The following is a 19,008-nucleotide window of genomic DNA, read 5'->3' on the forward strand; positions in this document are numbered from 1 at the left end:
ACTATGACTGCTGCAGCCACTCTTGCCGTGGACGAACGGCGGGTTTCGCGCTATCTGCCCTATTCCCACCACGTCACAGATCAGATCATCGCCTGCGATAACCATGAGTACCTGGCCGTCATCAAGGTGGCGGGGCGCGCACCGGATGCCTACGCACAGGAAGAACTGAAGGAATGGATTGAAGCCTTGCATAACGTGCTGCGCGGCCTGCCCATGGGTTCGGTCGGCTTCTATTCCCACATCATCCGCCGTCGCGTCACCGAATACCCGGAAAGCACTTTCAGCCAGCCCTTCGCCTCCCAGTTCGACGCGGCCTATCGCTCCACTTTCGACGCAAGCGGCCTGATGGTGAATGATCTGTACCTGTCGGTGCTGGTTCACCCGGTCGAGGATCCGATACTTGGCACCTTCGCCAGCTTGGAAAAGGCCGACAGCCAGCGCATCGCGCACTGGCAGACGGAATCCATCGCCCGCCTGAACGACATTCTGCGCACATTCAAGGCCGGTCTGTACCGCTACGATCCGCAGACGCTGGGGATTGTGGATCGCAATGGCTTTGCCTTCAGTGAAACCGCTGAGTTCCTGGGCTTTCTGCTTTCGGGGCGGCTACGGCCCGTACCGGTTTCGCGGGAACGGCTACGCGACACCCTGCCCTATGCCCGGCCCATCTTCGGCAAGCATGGAGAGCTTGGCGAACTGCGTACCGTGGCCGACTCGCGCATTTTCGGCATGATGGAGCTGCGCGATTACCCAGAAGCCAGCAAGCCCGGCCACTTGGACCGACTGCTGGGCCTGCCGCATGAATTTGTGCTGACCCAGTCCTGGGGCAGCCACACGGGGGCCGCCGCAAAGAAACTGGTGAAGCGCCATCAGAAGCTGCTGGTGGATTCCGGCGACGACGCCGGCAGCCAGGTGGGCCAACTGACACAGGCCATGGATGACCTCACTTCCGGCCGTCTTGGCCTGGGCGACCACCACGCCACCCTGCTCATTTATGGCGACACGGCGGAAGGCGTGCGCCAGGCACTGGCACATACCGCCACCGCCCTGGCTGAAGAAGCCATTGGTTTCAGGCCATTGGAAAAAGCCCTGGAAGCTGGCTTCTGGGCGCAACTGCCCGGCAATTGGCACTGGCGTCCCCGCCCGGTGCCGGTCACGTCGCTTAACTTCCTGTGCTTCTCCAGTCTGCATAACCAGCTGACGGGCAAACCCGCAGGCAACCCCTGGGGGCCAGCCGTCACTATGCTCAAGACACAGACCGGCAGCCCGTTCTTCTTCAACTTCCATGCGTCGGTGGAAGACCTGGACGAAACCGGCAAGCGACGCCCGGGCAACACCATGATTATCGGTATGACTGGCACGGGCAAAACCGTGCTGCAGGGCATGTTGCTCACCCAGGCGCAGAAGTTTGGCGCAACGTGTGTGGTGTGGGACAAAGACCAGGGCATGCAGGTGCTCATCATGGCCCTGGGGGCAGGTACTTCAATATCCGCCTGGGCGAAACGACCGGCTGGAACCCATTTCAGATGCACCCCACGAAAGGAAACGTGGCCTTCATGGTCCGGCTGGTTGTTCTCCTGGCTGAACGCCGGGGCGAGGCGGTCACCACCCGGCAACATGCCGACATCACCCAGGCCGTGCAGCAGCTGACTACGCTGATCGACCGCGAAGCTCGAACGCTGTCCACCCTGAACACCCTGCTACCCAACCCCTACAGCGAGGATGACAGCACCAGCACCATTCACGCACGCCTGGCACCCTGGTGCCGGGGCGGTGAATACGGCTGGGTATTCGATAACCCGGCAGATGAACTGAGCCTGGCAAGCTATGACGGCAAACACGCCATTTTCGGATTTGACCTCACCGAACTGCTGGACGATGACGCGGTACGCGGCGCGGCCACCATGTATTTGAAGCACCGCATCGACGCCCTGCATGATGGCCGGCGCATCATCAACCTGTACGACGAATGCCAGCATCCGCTTAAGGACAAGCATTTCCAGGATGACATGCAGGACGCCAGCCGCACCATACGCAAGAAAAACGGTGTGCTGGCCTTCGCTACCCAGGAACCGGGCGCTATCACCGAAAACCCGGTCGGTCCCTCACTGGTTCAGCAGACCGCCACGCTGATTCTGCTGCCCAACCCCAGGGCCAAAGCCCGCGACTATATCGAAGGATTCGGCCTCACCCCCGCCGAGTTCGAGTTACTGAAAACACTGGGCGAGGCCAGCCGGAAGTTCCTCGTCAAGCAAGGCTCCAGCGTCACGGTCGCCCAGCTTGATCTGTCCGGCTGCGAAGACGAACTGCTGGTGTTCTCCGGCAGCCCCGACATGGCAGAAATTGCAGAACAAGCAGTCGCCCAGGCCGGGCCTGACCCTGCGCACTGGCTGCCGGTGTACCTGGATGCGGTTCGCCAAGGCCGCATTGTTCCGGCCACTTCATAGGAATGCCTCATGAAACACCATGCCAACGAACGTGAGAAGCAACAGGCGCTGGATGAAGAGCGGCGCCAGACACAGGCCCGTGATGCACTGCAGACGGCAAAGGATCAGGACTTCTATACGCGGCTGGGCCTGCACGACCCGGACACAGACCGCCCGGAAGATACCTTCCTGATCTCCGTCTACAGCGAACACTGGACCCACGAAGACCTGGAGGCCGGAGAAACCAATACACGGGGCATTGAGCTTGACCGGGTCACCGTGGACGCCGACGACCTCAAACGATACGGCCAGGACTACGGCGTGACCGAACCATCATGCAGCGACCCGCGCCTGAACCCCGATATCTGGTTTTCTTCCACCTACCCGCACCAGGATCGCGCCTATTTTGAGCAAGATGTTCAAAAATATTACAGCCTGCATGTCCATGAAGTGAATGGCCAGCGCCCCACCCCGGAGGATTATCAGCGCGTAGCCGACCTCATCGGCGCACGCTTCGATCATGCGTTAAGGCCGTCGCCACAACATGAACAGGAGGGACCGGACCTGTGCCTGTGAACCTTCCCAACTTCCAACGCCACCCCACTGCCGATGAGATAGCCGGCATGGCTTGGTGGAACAATCTGAAACCTATTGAACGTGCTTGCTGGCTTACAACTGCCGGACACGCTCGCAGCGTGGCCGACGCCTGGGCGGCGTACAAACGCAGCCAGGGGCTTACTGACAACCGACCACCATAGGAACACACCCAATGAACCGAAGACATCTCATCGCCACTGCCGGAGCCACTGCCCTGCTGAGCATCCTGGCAGGATGCAAGACAGAACCGAAGGGCGAGAAATTCATCGGACATTGGTTCTCGGATAACGGTCGGTATCCGCCCACCCTGGTCCACATTGAACGGAACGGCGACACGTTCCTGTTCACAGAAACCGCATGGAACAACCTCGGCAAAGTTGGATACCGGTCCAATACCGTGCCAGCCACACTCAACGGCGCAGACAATATCCTGGTCGTGGGCGGCAGTAAACACATTGCCTACAAAGAGGCTGAGGATGAAATTGTCTCGGACAACCTGAAGGCCCGCCGCATCACGGAAGCCGAATACCAGGCCGCTATTTCCAAGCAGTAACTTTTACTCGCTCAGATTTAATCCGGAAGCATTATCAACTACTGAAAGACTGGGAGCGACCCAAAGCGGAAATTGCCGGCTTGTGAAAGCAGACCGTGAGGAACGAGCGAACTCAGTAGTGCTTCGCTTGCGGCGCATCCGCTGGAACGACGGGTTCTACCGCTGAGACGCAAATCAACAATTGGAAGTAATTCCATCTTCTCAATGGAAAAAGCGGCTTAACCGTCTTTTTATGAATTTTCTTTTTTCTCTCTCAACTCTCTTAACCTATCCTCGAGTGCTTTCTGCTCCTCCTCGCGGTCAGCAGAGGAGTAAACATTGATATTTAGCCGCTTCGATGACATTCCAGCCTGAACGCTTTCAAGGACTTTTACAATTTTCTCTGTTTCCTTGTACAAATTGTAAAGCGGATCTCCACCCCCTACTTCTGAAACACCCTTGAATTCGGAAAAATCCACGATGGATTCAGAAGCATACTTTCGTCCCTCTGCATCCTCAAATTCGATTGACGCTCTTATTTTTACACCAAATAGTGCGTCCCCATTTTTATTAATGAGGTCTAGAAAGCTGAAAACAAAGCTCTTCCGCTCCTTGCTAGCACCAAGAGAGGTCAACCCATTTTTCAGCATATTGAGCGACTGAAATTTCTCAACCACTGCCCTCTCCTGAGAGCTTAAAACATCGCCACTGCTTCCATAGAATTTGAATGATACATTCCGTGCAATACCCTTGCCATTATTTTGAATGTGAGCATTCATCATGTGAATCGAAGCCTGCGCAGATAGAATATAAAATTCCAAGCTAGGCCGCATCGCCTCTATTTTTAATTCGTCAATTTGCCGAATTTGCGCCAATCGCAAATACCATGTCTCCCTGGCAAGTATGAAAGTCAAAATTGCTATTGCAACCGTGGCAATGGCACCCACCCAAGCTGACAGTGTATCTGCGGCAAGTTTTCCATTTCCGCCCAGATTTAAGCCCCAAACGAGACCACCGATAAAAACCAGTGGCACGAACAAAAGGCCAGAGAGAACCACAAGCACGATTGGTGCTTTATCTTCTACAAATTTCATTAAAATGCCCCAAAGAAGTTGGCCAATTGTCTAAACGGCAAGCAGGAGTCGAGAGAACGAGGAAATGGGAGGCCGACACCGACCGGGAGCAGGATGAACGCTTCGAATGGTAGCGTTCGCTCTGTCACTTCTGTGGGATATGTGATCCATTAGGAAGCATGCCTTCTTAATGTCCGCCAAAAGTCATTATCCGGCCGTCGTTGGAGGTCGCGCTTCCCGTCAATTCTGACTCCAAGTCCCAGCCAAGTGGGAAATCGATTCTGGCAAGCAATGCCCGCTTTTGGCCGAAAGCGGACGACCGACTTTACCGTATTCGACCGCATATGACAGCCTTCTCTAAGGCAGTACAAACCATCCCTTTCGGCTCACGACTGTGCCTAGCACCGCACCCCGCGACTTAGCACGCCGATCCCCCCTTACCACCGGAGTTCTCCCATGACACGCTACAAGCATCTTGCGGCGGGTATCGCCCTGGCCGCTGTTTTCATGAACCCTGCCCGCGCCAGCGGCATCCCCACGGTCGATGCTGCAACCATAGCCCAGTTGCAAGAACAGCTACTGACCGCCCGTGACCAGCTCAAGAACCTGACGGATCAACTGGCGACAGCCAGGGAGCAGCTTGCTGCATTCACGCAATCCAGCGGCTACGGTGCCATTCCCAATGATTACGCCATCCGCGATCAGCTTCGCGCTGCCCTGCCCTCCAACGCTCAGGACTTGCTCAACCGATCCGGTAACTCAGGCTTGAACGGGGATGTTTCCCGCATCACGGATGATGTCATGGCGCCGGTGAGCTTCGCCGAAGACAGACAGGAGCTGTCAAAACGGTCACTGAACATTGAGGCAACCGCAAAAGCCATGAGTGAGCGGGCCTACGACTCGATGACCCAGCGGCTGGCCAATGTCGATGCCCTGCAGGATCAGATCAACCAGACGACCAACCCCAAGGAAATTGCTGAACTGCAGGCGCGGATTCAGATTGAGCAGGCGAATATCTCAGCCGAACAGACCCGCATTCAGCTTGCTGCACAGCAACTGGATGCGGAACGACAACTGTTGCAGGCCCGGGCTGAACGTGTCTATGGAGGATGGTTTGGGAATAAGCCAGCGTCAGACTCATCCCCCGGCGCAGCTGAATAGGCTAGCACGCCATGGCCAGCCTCACTCCATCCGTCGCGGCACCCACTACGCCAAGCAACATAGCTGAATGGGTCATGACTCAAACCGAAAGCATTCTCAGCGATGCCATCAACGGGCCGATGCAGGCACTCTTCGAAGCACTCATGCCGGTCATCGTGGTGGGCCTGACTCTGCAATTCGTTGTGTACGCGTTTGCGCTCATGCACGGTCAGAGCAATATGACCGTCACCGAGTTCTTCCGCAAGGCCATTCTCGTGGCGATTGTGTCCATGATTTTTGGCGCAGGCGGCCTGTACCAAAACGACATTGCCAAAACCATGATCGCACTGCCTGACGATGTCACACAGCTCGCACTCGGCACGGGCAACGTGGCGGCAGAAGTCGATAAGCTGCAGAACGAAACCAGTGAGGCATCCAATGCCATGCTGGGCGCAAGCGACCGGCCCTGGTACAACTTCATGCCTTCCACCAGGGAAGTGCTGGTCAGCATCCTGGCGACGCTGCTGCGAATCAATGCGGCCGTCGTTGGCAGCATCATCATGGTCATTGTGGTGGTCTGCAAAGTCGGCATGGCCTTGGTGGTTGCAGCAGGGCCACTCTTTATCGCCGCGACATTGTTCGAGCCAACAAAGCCTCTCTTCAATAACTGGGTTTCACAGGCATTGAACTTTGTCTTCCTGGCTTTGCTTGCAGGCTTGGTCTTCGGCCTGATCCTGCAACTCAACATCCAGCTGATCCGCATGATCGCTGACCAGATAGAAACAGGAATGGCCGACGTGCTTTCACTGTTCGGCGCTCAGGTGCTCGTCGGCGCTGCCAGCCTGGTCATCATGATTCTGATCCCCGGCCTCGCCGCCGGTCTCTCCAACGGCTTCGGCGCTCAACTCGGTGTCGGTTCCGCCGCCCGGGGCGCGTTCTCTGTTCTGCGTCTGCGCAGCATGCTGCGACTGCGCGCCAAGTAAGCCTTTCCCCACCCGCTGCCCAGCGGGGCCATCACACCCTTCCTTCTGCTCACGCGGCAGGACAGGAGCCCATCCCATGCAAAAACTCATTGCCGCCCTGGCGCTGGCCGGGCTGCTGGCCGGCTGCGCCTTTCATGCGCCCCAACCCCCACAGCCTGCTGACGGGCCGCGTGTGCCGGTGAACGCCAGCGCACCGATTTTCAAAGGAGTCTGAACCGTGGCAGAACCTCTCAAGTCTGAAGACGTGGCTGCCTGGCTGGAACAATCGCGCGGCCTGGAGCGCGACCACCTGGGCGAACTGGTCACCAGCCGCAAGCGCGCCTGGCAGGTTGCGATGGGCGCGGGGCTGATCGCCTTTGCCGCTGTCGCTGCCGTGGCGGGATTGACGCCCCTGAAGCAGCCGCCCGAAATGTATGTAGTGCGCGTGGATAACGCCACCGGCAGCATCGAGCATGTCAGCACCCTGGGCGAACCGATGGAAGACTACGGCCAACGCATCGCCAAGTATTTTCTGAACACCTATGTACTGAACTGCGAAGGCTATAGCTGGCAGACCATCCAGGATCAATTCGACACCTGCGCCCTGCTGTCATCGCCGCCCATTCAAGTGCAGTACGGCAAGCGTTTCGAAGGGCCGGATGCCGTAACCACTCGGCTAGGCACCCTGGGTACGGTCGATGTTCAGGTTCATTCCATCACCCTGGGCGCCAATCAGGCCGCCATTGTCCGCTTCACCAGAACGGAACGTGAAGTCTCCACCGGCAACGTGACCAGGACGCGGCACCTGATCGCCACCATGGCCTACCAGTACGCCGACGTACCCCTCACGGAAGCCGTCGCCCGGCGCAACCCGCTGGGCTTTCAGGTGGTGCGCTACGACCTGGCAGCCGACCTGTCGCGCTGAACCGACCTGGATCAGAAGGAACCCCCATGTTTGAACTCTTCCCACGCAGTCGGGCGGTGGCGCTGCTGCTGTGCCTGGCCCTGCCAGCCAGCGCCTGGGCGCTGGAGACGCCCCGCGCTTCACGGCTCGACCATCGGGTGCGCTATGTCAACTATGACCCGGCCAACGTGATTCAGCTCGATGCGGTGATCGGAGTCGCCACTCACATTCAGCTGGAGCCCGGCGAAACCTATCAGTATCACGTATTTGGCGACAGCCAGGCTTACGCCTTCACGTACAAGAACCACCACCTGTTCTTCAAGCCCACCGCCGAAGACGCTCATACCAACCTCATTGTCATCACTGACCGGCGCGAATACAGCTTCCGACTGTCCTACAGCCACGACCGCAGCGCCCCGGCCCTTTACAAGCTGGTGATGCGCTACCCGGAAGTGGAAGCCCGCATGAAGGCACAAGCGGCACAGAAGGCAGCAGTTGAGCGCTCGTTGCAGGCATCTGCCGGCACGATGAACTGGCAGGCATACACCCGCAGTGGCAACGCCAGTATCGCGCCCGTTCACGCCTGGGATGATGGCCGCCACACCTGGCTGCAATTCCCGCCGGAAACCGACATGCCCACGGTGTACCGCGTGACCCCTGACGGCCAGGAAGTCATTACCAACTATCACATGGCGGATGAACGCACGATGGTGCTGCATCGCACCTCGCCACGCTGGCATCTGCGCCTGGGCAACCAGGTGCTGGCCATCCATAACGAAGCCTTTGGCCTGACCCCTGTACCCGCCCACACCGGCACAGCATCCCCCACCGTCCGGCGCACGGTGAAAGGCGCGGCAGCGCCTGTACCGACGCTGCGAGTTCGGGAGATCTCGCCATGAAGGAACAGCCCATGAACGACACCGATCCGCGCCAGGATCAGACCACCGCAGCCAGCCTGGAGCGCGAAGCCCTGAACCTGGAAACCGCCGGGCGCAGCGCCCCACGTGGCGCACGCGCTTTTCTGTGGCTCACCATCCTGGTGGCCATTGCCGTGGCCATCGGTGTGCTGCTGAAAGCCTGGAGCCGGGAACCAGCGCCTGCCAGCGACAGCAGTCTGGAAGCCGATCAAAGCGGAATCACCAACCGGCTGAAGCCGCCCAGGGTGGAGCGCCCCGCGCCACCCAAACCCTTGCCACCCCCAGCACCTGGACCTGTCTCAGCGCCCGCCTATGTGCTTCCACCACCCACGCCCTCAGCACCGCCGCCTGTCGATGAAGTGGCGCTGCGGCGATTGGCGAGCCCGCTGCAGGCGGGCGGCGCAGAAGGCGGCAGCGCAGGCAGCCGTCCGGCCAGCGCCCCGGGCGGCCCCTACAGTGATGCCGGTCCACTGGCCGACAAGCTGCGGCCTTTGGAACTTGCGCCCTCTGTGGCCGGGCAGCTGGGGGATCGCAACTTCCTGCTCACCCAAGGCACCATGATCGACTGCACTCTGCAGACCAAGCTGGTCAGCACCCAACCGGGGCTGCTCACCTGCCTGGCCACCCAAGATGTCATGAGCGCCAACGGCAAGGTCAAGCTGATCGACGCCGGCACCAAGTTCACCGGCTATCAGTCCGGCGGCATCCAGCAGGGCCAGGCCCGCGCCTTTGTCACCTGGAACCGGCTGGAAACACCCGCTGGTGTCATCGTTGAGTTGGCCTCACCCGGCACCGGCCCACTAGGCGAAGCTGGGCTGGACGGTCATGTTGACAACCATTTCTGGGAACGCTTCGGCAACGCCATCCTGCTGTCCCTGGTCGGCGACTTCGGCAACTGGGCATCGAACCAGGGCCAGTCCGGCGACAACAACATCCGATTCGACAACACCGCCCAGGGCGGGCAAGAAGCTATCGCCAAGATTCTGGAAAAGTCTCTGGACATACCCCCGACCCTTTACAAAAACCAGGGCGAACGCATCGGCATCATGGTCGCCCGTGATCTGGACTTCAGCCATGTCTACGACCTTGAACTTACCCCTTGAAGTGGTACCTTTTGATCGCGCCATTTCTGTGCGGACTTTTCTGCGGCCCCTGGCCCAGCATCTGCAAGACCCGAAAGTCACAGAGATCGCCATCGTGCGCGAGGGGCATCTGTACGCCCGCACGGACGGACACTGGATATCGCACGACTGCGAGGAACTGAGCTACCCGCACCTGGAAGCATTAGCGACGGCACTGGCGGCCTACAACCACATGGCGCGCAGCCCCATCATGTCGGTGGTACTGCCCGATGGGGAGCGCGGCCAGATCATTCTGCCGCCGGCCTGCATAGACGGCTCCATCGCCATCAACATCCGCAAACACGCCACGGAAACTTTCTATCTGAAGCAGCTGGCATCCGGCGGGGCGTTCAAATCCACCATGGATGCCACCGCCAAATATGGTGCTGACGGCCTGTCGAAACTCGATCAGCGGCTGCTGATACTGAAAAACAGGGGAGACTATTTCGAGTTTTTGGTGGACGCCGTCCGCGCGCGCAAAAACGTGGTGATTTCGGGTGCAACAGGATCAGGCAAAACCACCTTTGCCCGATCCCTCATGAATGAAATACCCGTCCATGAACGCCTTATCACCATTGAAGACGTACATGAACTGATCCTGCCCTGGCATGAAAACCGCGTCCATATGATGTACGGCGGCACACGGGGCCGAGTGTCGGCCACCGACTGCCTGGCTGCCTGCATGCGCCTGTCGCCCGACCGGATTTTCCTGGCAGAGTTACGCGGCCCGGAAAGCTGGGACTATCTGGCTGCGCTGAACACTGGCCACCCGGGGTCCGTCACCACGACACACGCCAACAGCGCAATCGACGCCTTCGACCGGCTGGCCATCCTTACCAAGCAGTCACCCACCGGCGGCAATCTGGACTTGCCCACAATCCAGACCTTTCTGCAGCAGACCGTGGACATTGTCGTGCATGTCGAGCAGTTCCGCGTGAAAGAAATCTGGTTTGAACCCCGGCGCCACGTCGTCGCCTGAGTTCCCGCAACAGCGCCACACCCAATCCATTCGACCCGGCAGTCTGCCGGGTCCCCTACCCCCGAACCCGTGTGAGGCGCTGCACACACTCCGGGCGGCCCTTGCATGGGCTCGCCCGGAGCATCTTCAATGACCACACCCATCCGCACCCCTTTTCACAAGGATGCCAACCTGCAGCGGCTGTCAGCCGCCATGCAACGTGCCATGCAGAAAGCTTCACAGGCCATGGCTGACGCCGCTGAGAAACAAGCCACCACCCCAACACCATTCATGCTGCCCGGCATGAACGAAACGGTACGCGCCATCCCGAACTACATTGCCCGCAGCGCCATCTTTGCTCCAGTGCGTCGCGGGTGGCGTCCTCTCCACGATGAAACCGTGTTCCTGGAGGGGAGCCACATTCTGCTCAAGGGTTCTGGCAAGCAGCTGAGCGAAGACCATGCCGACATCTGGATGCACGCCATGTATCTGCAGACCACCGCCCTGCTGGGCGAAGCGCCGGTTATCAACCGTGCCGACTTCCTGCGCGGCATGGGCCGGCCCACAGGCGGCAGCGCCTACGAATGGCTGCATGAAGGCATGAAAGACCTGGCCCGCTTTACCCTCTGCATCGAGGCACGCAGGAAAGACGGCTCAGTGAAATACAGTTATGGCCGCCACCCTTCCACCCGTGTGATTGCCATGATTGGGGGCTTTGACTATCACGAACCCACAGGCAGCTACACCCTGTATGCCGACCCTCGCTGGGCGCAGATATTCGGCAACCGGGAATATGCCCTGGTGGACTGGGCCAAGCGCCTGCAGATGCGTCATGACCTCTCAAAAAGCCTGCAGCGGCTGATTGGCACCTCTGCCGACATCCAGCAGAAATACAGCCTGGACATCCTCAAGCAACGCGCCCAATACACCGGGCGCATGCGGGATTTCCGGGTCACGCTGGAGCGTAGCCTGGACGAACTGGAAGCCCTGAAAGTCATCGCAGAACCCCGGATTGAAGCCGCGACTCGGGGCCATGAACAGGCGGTCTGGACGCGCCTTGAACGGTAGTTTTTCATCGTCATAGCATCGCGCTTCATCCCCAAAAACAGCCATTTCCGGCCCGATTTTCGGCCTGTGGATAAGTGGTTTTTGGCGTCGTCATAGCATCGCGGCAAGCGCGTCATAAGATCGCGGCCTTTCGTCAGAACATCGCGCTTTATCGTCACAGCATCGCGCAAGATTTTTTGAAACCCGCATGAATGCTGGCTTTCCAGCCATCGCGACGCCTTCTACCTTATTTCTACCTTTCTTCTACCAAACCGGCCTGTGAACAAGTCATGCCGTCGGCCCGCCTGACGCGCAGCATTTCTCCTCTTCACGCGAAGCCATCTTGCATCGCCACGCTGTACAGCCGCAAAGCGGCTGTCGGTCAGCAACGAAGCCAGCACCCGCCCACCTGGGCTACCCCTTCTTTTCACCCCAAGCACTGCCCATCAAGTCACAGGGCAAAGGAGACTCCATGCACTCGACCATCGACACCCGCATGCTCAACATCGCACAGGAAGCCGCCCTCCATGGCATCGGCACCATGAGCCTGGGCGAAGCGCTCACTGCGGCACTCATCCTGAACCGCTGCGACTGGCTGCGCGAACGCGGCTACAGCATCGCTGAAGCCCTGGAGCGCATCGGCCCGGAGTGGACAGCGCGACTTCGCGAAGTCGAAAGACAGTTCTACGACGAAGTCACCCAGACCCGGCTGCGCTTTAATTTCGAGATTCTTCCTCACCCAGCCGACACAGGCAGCTTCACCCTGCGCCTGCTGGAAAACGGCCAGGAAGTCGGCGGCGGTCAATTCTCCACCCACGGCAAGACTGCCCCGTTCACAGACGAACAATCCGCCTACGACGAAGCGCTGGCCACGGGCCGCTCCTGGCTGGTCGCCAAGCAGTCTGCCGTCTTTCCTGAACTGTCGCGATAAGCGGCACCTATCCCCTGGAATCCTATGACTGAACCCGCTCCCGTCGCACGCTACCGGGCCGCGCTCGCTGAGCTGGACCCTCGCATCAGCATCGCCGCCCAGCTGCGCGCGCTCTTTCCTCTGATCGAAGCTGAGCTCACCGCCGGCGTTCCCCATGCTGCCGTGCTGGATGATCTGGCCGCAGCGGGCCTGTCGGTGCAGTACAGCACCTACGCCATCACGCTGTACCGCTGGCGCAAAGCCCAGCGGTCTGCTGCAGCCAAACCTGCATCGCAGCCCAAGCCACATGCCGCGCCCGCCACACCCCCAAAAGCGCCGCCCACATCTGCACCAGCCCTTGATGCCATCCAGGGCCGGCCCAGCAACATCGAGACGCCCGGCGACCTGCGCAAGATTCGCGACATGCGTATCGACCTGGAAGCCCTACGCCGTGAAGGCAAGTAACGCCCCCTTCTTCTCTGACTGCACCACCACAAGGAATAAACCATGAAAGTCGCCGTTCTCAACTACACCGGCTCCGTTGGCAAGACGGTTGTTGCTTCCCACCTGCTAGCGCCCCGCATGAACGGGGCTCAGATTTTTGCGGTGGAATCCACCAACGAAACCGGGGCCGACCTGGGTCTGAACGTCGATCAGCTACGCGGTGAGCACTTTGGCCGCCTGTTCCGCGAACTGCTCACCCGGGATGACGCCATTGTCGATGTCGGGGCCAGCAACATCGAAGATTTTCTGACTCACATGATGCGTTACGAAGGCGCGCATGAAGAAATGAGCTACTTCGTGCTGCCGGTCATCAACACTGGCAAAGCCCAGCGCGAAACCATCAAAACCGTGGCCGCGCTGGCTGCGCTGGGTGTGGACTCGGACCGGGTACGGATTCTGTTCAACCGTGTCGATAGCAGCGTGGAAGAAGAGTTTCCCTCCATCCTGGCCTATGCCGCCAAGTCGGGCGAAGTGCAGGCCAACGCCCAGGCTGCCATCTATGAAAACGAAGTCTTCGAACTGCTAGCCGACCAGCGCACCACCATCGCGGATGTCCTGGCCGACCAGACCGACTATCGCGCCCTGCTGCGCAGCGCTGACCCTGACGACCATGCTCGCATCTCGCAGCTGAGTAACCGCCACGCCCTGCGCGCCCTGGCCAAGCCAGTGGACAGACAGATGAATGCAGCCTTCGCTGCACTGTTTTCGTAATCTGTCATGGACGCCCACACCCCGCCCAGCGGCCCCCGTTCAAAACTGGATTTGCTGTACCACGAAGTCCTGGGCGAAGTCGCCGGCCTGGTGGACAGGCTGGAAGCCGTCACCCGCAACCTGAATGCCGCCCAGCAGCAGATGCAGTCCATGAGCGAGGCGCAACAGATGTTGCCCCAGCAACTCGGTCGCCACCTGAGCGCTACGCTTGAAGCGGCGTCAAAGCCTGTGAATCTACAGCTTCAGCAGTCCCTTCAATCCATGCTGAGCGATACCGGCACCCGCCTGGATCAGTTGAGCCGGGAATCCGCCCAGTATGCCCGTATCGCCCACCAATCCGCTCGCCGCATGGCGTTCATTGCCCTCGTCGTAGGCGGCACCGCCGGCGTGCTCGGCGGGCTGCTGGCCGGGCTGGCCCTGGGCCAGCTTCTGATTCCTTGAGGGTCATGCTCCATGTCCACCCTGATCTCACCCATCACCCGGCGGCGTATCGCCGCCTTTTCCCTGGCCGTCTTTCCGGCCACTACCTGGATGCTTGCCGCCACCTGGGCCAGCCAGATGCACTGGCGCGACTGGAACGCCCATACCTTCCGGCATTTCGTGATGCTCACGCCGCAATACCCCGTGCTCTGGGGCGCCCTGGGTGTCGGCCTGGTGCTTTCCCTGACACTGATTCTATTCATTGGTCGCACCGCCAGGACCGAAGGTTTTGAAGGCGCAGCCTACAAGCGCTTTGTGCGTGGCACCCGCACCACCAGCGCCAACAACCTGGCACGCCAATGCGAAGAACGCGACACGATGCAGATAGATGTAGGCGGCATCCCCATGCCAACCGCCAATGAAAACCTGCACCTGCTCATCAGTGGAGCGACGGGTTCCGGTAAATCCGTACTGCTGCGGAACATGGCGGCATCGGTACTCAAGCGCTCGCAGCATGACATGGCCCGGCATATTCCCGGCCAAACGCCCACACACAATGACCGCATGATCGTCATTGACCCCAATGGCGATCTCCTCAGCAAATTCTGGCAACCCAACGATGTCATCCTCAACCCCTATGACGCCCGCAGCCAGGGCTGGTCCTTCTTCAACGAAGTGCGCGCCGATTACGACTGGAAGCGGCTGGCCCGCTCCATGGTTCCCATGAGCCAGGATCGAAATGCGGAAGAATGGAACGATTTCGGCCGCCTGCTGCTGCGCGAAACCGCCAAGAAACTCTATGAATTGCAGGGCGATGAAGCCAGCATCATGGACCTGTTCCGCCTTTGCACCATCGAAGACCCCAAAGTCCTGAAGCAGTTTCTGGAAGGCACCCTGGCAGAATCCCTGTTCGTCGGTTCCAGCGAAGCCAGCAAGGCGCTGTCCTCTGCCCGCTTCGTACTGTCGAACAAGCTCTCGGAACATACCGGCATGAAACCGGGCAGGTTCTCCATCCGCGACTGGCTGACAAAGCCCGACGGCGGCAACCTGTATATCAACTGGCGCGAAGACATGATGAGTTCCATGAAACCCTTGGTTTCGTCCTGGGCAGACGTGTTCATTACCTCCATCCTGTCCATGCCCGAAAGCGCACACCGACGCTGGTGGCTTTTCATTGACGAACTGGCCAGCCTGGAAGCTTTGCCCTCACTGGAAGCCGGCCTGACCAAAGGACGGAAGAACGGCCTGCGCATCGTGGCGGGCCTGCAAAGCACATCACAACTGGAACATATCTACGGACGCACCATGGCCACCACCATCCGGGCCAGCTTCCGCAACCTGGCCGTGCTTGGTGGCTCCCGCACCGACCCGCAGACCGCCAAGGACATGAGCGAAAGCCTGGGCAAGCATGAAGTGGAACGGCCCAAGTTCAGCATCAGCCGCAGTGCGGACAACCGCAATACGTCGGACAACATGGAACGGGTGACGGAGGAGGTGGTAACGGCGGCGCAGATACAGGCGCTGCCAGCGCTGGGCGGGTATGTGGCATTGGCGGGGGATTATGCGATTGCTCGGGTGGAGTTACCGTTCAGGGAGTATGTGGTGGCTGCGGGCGCGTTTCAGGAGTCTGGGAAGATACTTTGAACTGATTTCGCCATAACGAAATTATCTGTCAGATAAAACACCGAGAAAACTATAAACAGCCAGAGGGGCATGCACACCGATTTCATGGGCATTCAGCATTAGAGGACTGCAGAGAGATTGGTATTGTGTGACCACTACCACTTAACAGCACGGCTTTGTATTACCGATGATTCCCACTCGATTATTCATAGCTACTAATTTTCATTAAAAATCAACATATTACGACATATATTTTTGTCAATGCCATGAAAAATGCCATGTTCAGCTTCACAGCACTTGAGTGACACCAAGAAATCAGGGCAACCTCACAGCGCTCTGACGCTGCCGAAGGCTGTCCGCCCAAGTCGCCAAGGCATCAATCTCGGCCGTCAGTGCTTCTGGCCTCGGCAGAGGGCGGTTCAACGTAGCGGCGGCGCTATGCAGCAGTTCGGAACAGCGACCAAAGCCATCACGCATAGTCTCACAGTCGGGAACCGTGATCGCGGTCAGCTTGACCAAGCCAGGCGTCCTCACTTCGTTGGACAGTCGCCGGATAACATGCCCGACAGCTTCTTCAACCGCGATTTCCCAAGTATCGCGCAACGTTGCTGCGATGGATTTGACAGTTTTTCGCCACTCGTCTTGATTGCCTTGCTCGAAATGGTAGCGTTCACCAGCAAGCTGATTGCTCAGACTTGTGGTGATGTCACTGACCCGACGGGCTTTGAATGGCGGCTCGCTGCGGCAGAAGCCTGCCTTGTCAGCTCCCCGGCTGATGGAGCTAATCGCCACCGGCGGCTTGGGCTGGGCATCATTCGCCGCGCGATTCAGCTCAAACAGGAACGCCAGATCATGCGTGAAGACGATAACCTGGCGATGCACGGCCTCAGCTATCAGGCGCTTGGCCACGGCCTCCCGGTGCATATGGTCGAGCGATGAAACGGGATCGTCAAAGACGATACCGGACTTGTTTTCGGTGGTGGCGAGTTCGGCCATAAACGCGGCCAAGGCAACGCAGCGGTGCTCGCCTTCGCTCAAGACCTGCCCCACCGCAGCCGTGGGCTTCCGCGTAAGTGCGACCTTGAAGCGAGGGATGCCCTGAACGCTATTTTGCTGCCGAAGCTCCACAGCGAGACCTGCAATCTCGAAGCTCGCCACCTCGCGAGCGAACTGTGCGCGTAGCGCGTCCGTGACCAAATTCTGAGCGATCTCGGTGCTCTTGGTGGTGACACGGTTGGTCGCAGTGTCCCGCTGGGCCGTCTCAAGCCGTGCGATTTTTTTCTGGCGTTCGATTTCGGCGAGAACATCGGCTTTGATGCCACCAAGCCATTGCCGATCCACAAGCTCGGCCTGTTCGGTAAGCAAGGCGGCGCGAGCTGGAGAGCCCGCCTCTGCTGCAAGGGCGTTCGCTCGAGTCTCAATGCCCTCAGCTTGATCCACCAGCGCCTGACGCGAATATTCCGGAACGGGCACGTCAATAGCAGCGCTTGGATTTGCGTGGCGTCGCCTGATCTGGCGATGACGCCACAGGGCGCGCAGGGTCGCGCCCCTAATCTCCAGCGCCAAGGCATCCTGACGCAGTTCGTCGCGGATGGTTGCCACAATGTTCGCCAGCTCTGACAACGAAACAGACTCGCCCTTGAACGCTGTTAGCGCTCTGTCGTATGCGACACGCGCAGCATCGGCACGTTGCTGGCTGTCGTCGCGCACAAAAGTCTCGAAGCGATTGAGGCGATCAGCGGCGACGGGGGTCAATTCCTGCTGGCAAAGCACGCATACGCTGCCAGGATCTGTCACGGGGAATCGCTGTTCGGGATAGGCTTCCGCGTCAGAAAATGCTCTGGCGCTGGCCCATAGCGCCTGCCAAACATCCGACCCAATCTGCGGCAACGGTTCGTCGCGGAAGAGCGCACTGGAAGCAGCTTCTGCCGCCCGGCGCGTGGCATCGCTATCAACAGCAAGGCGGCGCAGGTCTTTGGCGGTATCGTCGCTGATTGAAGCAAATAGCCGATCTAGGCGCGCAACCTGCCCGTCAACCTTGGTCTTCAACGCCGCAAGTTGGCGCGCCGCGCGAGCCGGATCACCAGCCAGGTCCGCAGTGAGCTGCGCCAATCGGTCTTGCTCTGCTTGCGTGAGCGTAGCCATCGTTTCGACCGTCGCCGGCGCAATGCTGGCGGTGAGCCGAGCCATGAGCCTGCCAACCTCTGTCTCCCTGCTGCATGCTGGCGTCTTGATCGCTTCGGGAGTTTGCGCCTTTATCTGCGCAATCTCGGCTGCCAACTTGTCCTTGACCGACTTACAGAGCTGCGCCAGCGCACCCAGTAGTTTGAGCGGAAACGGCGTGTAAGCCACGTCATTCGTATCGTCAACGTGGACGTTCGCAGTGCGTGAATCGAACACGCTAATGCCTGAAAGTGCGGTGTCGGCAGCCTGTCCAAGCTGCCAAGCACAAGTGCGGTTCTGGCCGCTGATCGCGTATTCAATCGTGGCGCTCGGCGTACCTGGCGCTGGGTCATAGATGTCAGGGACGATTTCCTCAGTCCGACCAGGCATACGGGCGCGACAAACCTTCTTGAGAATACGTGCGTAGCCGGACTTTCCTGATCCGTTGTCGCCGTAGATGATGGTCAAACCGACACGGTGAAGCGTCAGCCGCTGATCGGGGGCCAGGGCGTTAACATGCCGAACTCCATGCACCTGACGTAGATAGACTTCCCCCTGATCCTGGTTCGGGCCACGAAGGTGCCCTGCTTCCAGTGGGACGGCTGGGTTCTCGCCCTTGCAGATGGAAGTCAGCTCGTCGATCTCGGCCGGTTCCAAGGCTACTTGCGTTGCAAGTCGGCGCAATGCGTCACGCTGCCAGTCAGGACAATCAGCAGACCATGCAAGGATATTGGCGAGAGCCTCTGCTTCCGTCGTCATACACCTTCGCCTCTCGGTTTGCACCCGCTACCTGCACCAGCCTTCTCCAGGTGCCTGCTCACAGCCTCGGATAGGGTCTCGCCGGGCTGCCAGCCGAACAGCTCGCGGATGCTCGCTGTTCGCGCGTGGCTCGGCGGCTCAAACTCATAGCCGGCGGCGACCATCTCGGCTTCTGCTTCCTCGGTCACAAAAAAGAGGTCAGTTGCGTTGTGCGGCTTCATGCGCTGTGACTCCAATAGTC

At 59.4% G+C, this 19,008-nt stretch carries 20 protein-coding genes; 17 read left to right on the top strand and 3 right to left on the bottom strand.

Annotated features, from left to right (window positions below):
* The first annotated feature begins 3 nt into the window (after positions 1–3).
* From CKA81_RS11490 to CKA81_RS11500, 4 genes are all read left to right on the top strand, one after another.
* Positions 4–1,650: a VirB4 family type IV secretion/conjugal transfer ATPase gene (locus tag CKA81_RS11490; protein WP_228255706.1), complete on the top strand. Its 1,647-nt coding sequence runs from the start codon at positions 4–6 to the stop codon at positions 1,648–1,650.
* Positions 1,548–2,447, top strand: a complete 900-nt coding sequence (locus CKA81_RS17330; RefSeq protein ID WP_228255707.1) for a hypothetical protein — start codon at positions 1,548–1,550, stop codon at positions 2,445–2,447. Before CKA81_RS11490 ends, CKA81_RS17330 begins: the two co-directional genes overlap by 103 nt.
* A gap of 9 nt (positions 2,448–2,456) precedes the next feature.
* On the top strand, positions 2,457–3,002 hold the full coding sequence (locus CKA81_RS11495; RefSeq protein ID WP_128355406.1) for a hypothetical protein: 546 nt from the start codon (positions 2,457–2,459) through the stop codon (positions 3,000–3,002).
* A 193-nt stretch (positions 3,003–3,195) separates the two neighbouring features.
* The gene (locus tag CKA81_RS11500; RefSeq protein WP_128355407.1) at positions 3,196–3,576 is read left to right on the top strand and encodes a hypothetical protein; all 381 of its coding nucleotides are present in this window, start codon (positions 3,196–3,198) and stop codon (positions 3,574–3,576) included.
* Positions 3,577–3,806: 230 nt separating this feature from the next.
* Here CKA81_RS11500 and CKA81_RS11505 read toward each other — a convergent pair whose 3' ends face one another.
* Positions 3,807–4,649 carry a COG1361 family protein gene (locus CKA81_RS11505; RefSeq protein ID WP_128355408.1) on the bottom strand — a complete coding sequence of 281 codons (843 nt, stop codon included), beginning with the start codon at positions 4,647–4,649 and terminating at the stop codon, positions 3,807–3,809.
* A gap of 435 nt (positions 4,650–5,084) precedes the next feature.
* Between CKA81_RS11505 and CKA81_RS11510 the strand changes: the two genes are divergently transcribed.
* The 13 genes from CKA81_RS11510 (at position 5,085) to CKA81_RS11570 (ending at position 15,866) form a co-directional block, all read left to right on the top strand.
* Positions 5,085–5,789 carry a type IV secretion system protein gene (locus CKA81_RS11510; RefSeq protein ID WP_128355409.1) on the top strand — a complete coding sequence of 235 codons (705 nt, stop codon included), beginning with the start codon at positions 5,085–5,087 and terminating at the stop codon, positions 5,787–5,789.
* Positions 5,790–5,800: 11 nt separating this feature from the next.
* Complete coding sequence (locus CKA81_RS11515) at positions 5,801–6,751, top strand: type IV secretion system protein (RefSeq protein WP_128355410.1); 951 nt, start codon at positions 5,801–5,803, stop codon at positions 6,749–6,751.
* A 76-nt stretch (positions 6,752–6,827) separates the two neighbouring features.
* A complete protein-coding gene (locus CKA81_RS11520) occupies positions 6,828–6,965 on the top strand; it encodes a hypothetical protein (protein ID WP_026483152.1) in 138 nt (45 codons plus the stop codon).
* Positions 6,966–6,968: 3 nt separating this feature from the next.
* The gene (locus tag CKA81_RS11525; RefSeq protein ID WP_128355411.1) at positions 6,969–7,655 is read left to right on the top strand and encodes a virB8 family protein; all 687 of its coding nucleotides are present in this window, start codon (positions 6,969–6,971) and stop codon (positions 7,653–7,655) included.
* 26 nt (positions 7,656–7,681) lie between these two features.
* Positions 7,682–8,533 carry a P-type conjugative transfer protein VirB9 gene (gene virB9, locus CKA81_RS11530; protein WP_128355412.1) on the top strand — a complete coding sequence of 284 codons (852 nt, stop codon included), beginning with the start codon at positions 7,682–7,684 and terminating at the stop codon, positions 8,531–8,533.
* A gap of 11 nt (positions 8,534–8,544) precedes the next feature.
* Positions 8,545–9,654, top strand: coding sequence for a type IV secretion system protein VirB10 (virB10, locus tag CKA81_RS17425; protein ID WP_269467472.1), 1,110 nt, complete (start codon positions 8,545–8,547; stop codon positions 9,652–9,654).
* Positions 9,626–10,651 carry a P-type DNA transfer ATPase VirB11 gene (gene virB11 / locus CKA81_RS11540; RefSeq protein WP_128355414.1) on the top strand — a complete coding sequence of 342 codons (1,026 nt, stop codon included), beginning with the start codon at positions 9,626–9,628 and terminating at the stop codon, positions 10,649–10,651. Before virB10 ends, virB11 begins: the two co-directional genes overlap by 29 nt.
* A 129-nt stretch (positions 10,652–10,780) precedes the next feature.
* Positions 10,781–11,698, top strand: a complete 918-nt coding sequence (locus CKA81_RS11545) for a TrfA (RefSeq protein ID WP_128355415.1) — start codon at positions 10,781–10,783, stop codon at positions 11,696–11,698.
* A 451-nt stretch (positions 11,699–12,149) separates the two neighbouring features.
* Entirely contained in the window at positions 12,150–12,608 is a 459-nt protein-coding gene (locus CKA81_RS11550; protein WP_128355416.1) for a hypothetical protein, read from the top strand.
* A gap of 24 nt (positions 12,609–12,632) precedes the next feature.
* On the top strand, positions 12,633–13,052 hold the full coding sequence (locus CKA81_RS11555) for a hypothetical protein (protein WP_128355417.1): 420 nt from the start codon (positions 12,633–12,635) through the stop codon (positions 13,050–13,052).
* 42 nt (positions 13,053–13,094) lie between these two features.
* Positions 13,095–13,802, top strand: coding sequence for a StbB family protein (gene stbB, locus CKA81_RS11560; RefSeq protein ID WP_128355418.1), 708 nt, complete (start codon positions 13,095–13,097; stop codon positions 13,800–13,802).
* Between the two features lie 6 nt (positions 13,803–13,808).
* Positions 13,809–14,243, top strand: a complete 435-nt coding sequence (locus CKA81_RS11565) for a hypothetical protein (RefSeq protein WP_128355419.1) — start codon at positions 13,809–13,811, stop codon at positions 14,241–14,243.
* Positions 14,244–14,255: 12 nt separating this feature from the next.
* Positions 14,256–15,866, top strand: coding sequence for a type IV secretion system DNA-binding domain-containing protein (locus CKA81_RS11570; protein ID WP_128355420.1), 1,611 nt, complete (start codon positions 14,256–14,258; stop codon positions 15,864–15,866).
* Positions 15,867–16,160: 294 nt separating this feature from the next.
* On the opposite strand, the gene CKA81_RS11575 is transcribed toward CKA81_RS11570, so the two are convergent.
* Together CKA81_RS11575 and CKA81_RS11580 are read right to left on the bottom strand one after the other, a co-directional pair.
* Positions 16,161–18,767 (bottom strand): AAA family ATPase, encoded by a 2,607-nt coding sequence (locus tag CKA81_RS11575; RefSeq protein ID WP_128355421.1) that lies wholly within the window; start codon positions 18,765–18,767, stop codon positions 16,161–16,163.
* The gene (locus CKA81_RS11580; RefSeq protein ID WP_128355422.1) at positions 18,764–18,988 is read right to left on the bottom strand and encodes a transcriptional regulator; all 225 of its coding nucleotides are present in this window, start codon (positions 18,986–18,988) and stop codon (positions 18,764–18,766) included. The genes CKA81_RS11575 and CKA81_RS11580 overlap by 4 nt, the downstream gene beginning before the upstream one ends.
* Between the last annotated feature and the right edge of the window lie 20 nt (positions 18,989–19,008).

It is taken from the genome of Pollutimonas thiosulfatoxidans, assembly GCF_004022565.1.
GTDB classification, from domain to species: domain Bacteria; phylum Pseudomonadota; class Gammaproteobacteria; order Burkholderiales; family Burkholderiaceae_B; genus Pusillimonas_D; species Pusillimonas_D thiosulfatoxidans.

What these genes read in the sequence shown, in the direction of transcription:
- CKA81_RS11490 (WP_228255706.1), top strand. Translation starts at nt 4, where the DNA reads ATGACTGCTGCAGCCACTCTTGCCGTGGACGAACGGCGGGTTTCGCGC.
- CKA81_RS11495 (WP_128355406.1), top strand. Translation starts at nt 2,457, where the DNA reads ATGAAACACCATGCCAACGAACGTGAGAAGCAACAGGCGCTGGATGAA.
- CKA81_RS11500 (WP_128355407.1), top strand. Translation starts at nt 3,196, where the DNA reads ATGAACCGAAGACATCTCATCGCCACTGCCGGAGCCACTGCCCTGCTG.
- CKA81_RS11505 (WP_128355408.1), bottom strand. Translation starts at nt 4,649, where the DNA reads ATGAAATTTGTAGAAGATAAAGCACCAATCGTGCTTGTGGTTCTCTCT.
- CKA81_RS11510 (WP_128355409.1), top strand. Translation starts at nt 5,085, where the DNA reads ATGACACGCTACAAGCATCTTGCGGCGGGTATCGCCCTGGCCGCTGTT.
- CKA81_RS11515 (WP_128355410.1), top strand. Translation starts at nt 5,801, where the DNA reads ATGGCCAGCCTCACTCCATCCGTCGCGGCACCCACTACGCCAAGCAAC.
- CKA81_RS11520 (WP_026483152.1), top strand. Translation starts at nt 6,828, where the DNA reads ATGCAAAAACTCATTGCCGCCCTGGCGCTGGCCGGGCTGCTGGCCGGC.
- virB9 (WP_128355412.1), top strand. Translation starts at nt 7,682, where the DNA reads ATGTTTGAACTCTTCCCACGCAGTCGGGCGGTGGCGCTGCTGCTGTGC.
- virB10 (WP_269467472.1), top strand. Translation starts at nt 8,545, where the DNA reads ATGAACGACACCGATCCGCGCCAGGATCAGACCACCGCAGCCAGCCTG.
- virB11 (WP_128355414.1), top strand. Translation starts at nt 9,626, where the DNA reads ATGTCTACGACCTTGAACTTACCCCTTGAAGTGGTACCTTTTGATCGC.
- CKA81_RS11545 (WP_128355415.1), top strand. Translation starts at nt 10,781, where the DNA reads ATGACCACACCCATCCGCACCCCTTTTCACAAGGATGCCAACCTGCAG.
- CKA81_RS11550 (WP_128355416.1), top strand. Translation starts at nt 12,150, where the DNA reads ATGCACTCGACCATCGACACCCGCATGCTCAACATCGCACAGGAAGCC.
- CKA81_RS11555 (WP_128355417.1), top strand. Translation starts at nt 12,633, where the DNA reads ATGACTGAACCCGCTCCCGTCGCACGCTACCGGGCCGCGCTCGCTGAG.
- stbB (WP_128355418.1), top strand. Translation starts at nt 13,095, where the DNA reads ATGAAAGTCGCCGTTCTCAACTACACCGGCTCCGTTGGCAAGACGGTT.
- CKA81_RS11565 (WP_128355419.1), top strand. Translation starts at nt 13,809, where the DNA reads ATGGACGCCCACACCCCGCCCAGCGGCCCCCGTTCAAAACTGGATTTG.
- CKA81_RS11570 (WP_128355420.1), top strand. Translation starts at nt 14,256, where the DNA reads ATGTCCACCCTGATCTCACCCATCACCCGGCGGCGTATCGCCGCCTTT.
- CKA81_RS11575 (WP_128355421.1), bottom strand. Translation starts at nt 18,767, where the DNA reads ATGACGACGGAAGCAGAGGCTCTCGCCAATATCCTTGCATGGTCTGCT.
- CKA81_RS11580 (WP_128355422.1), bottom strand. Translation starts at nt 18,988, where the DNA reads ATGAAGCCGCACAACGCAACTGACCTCTTTTTTGTGACCGAGGAAGCA.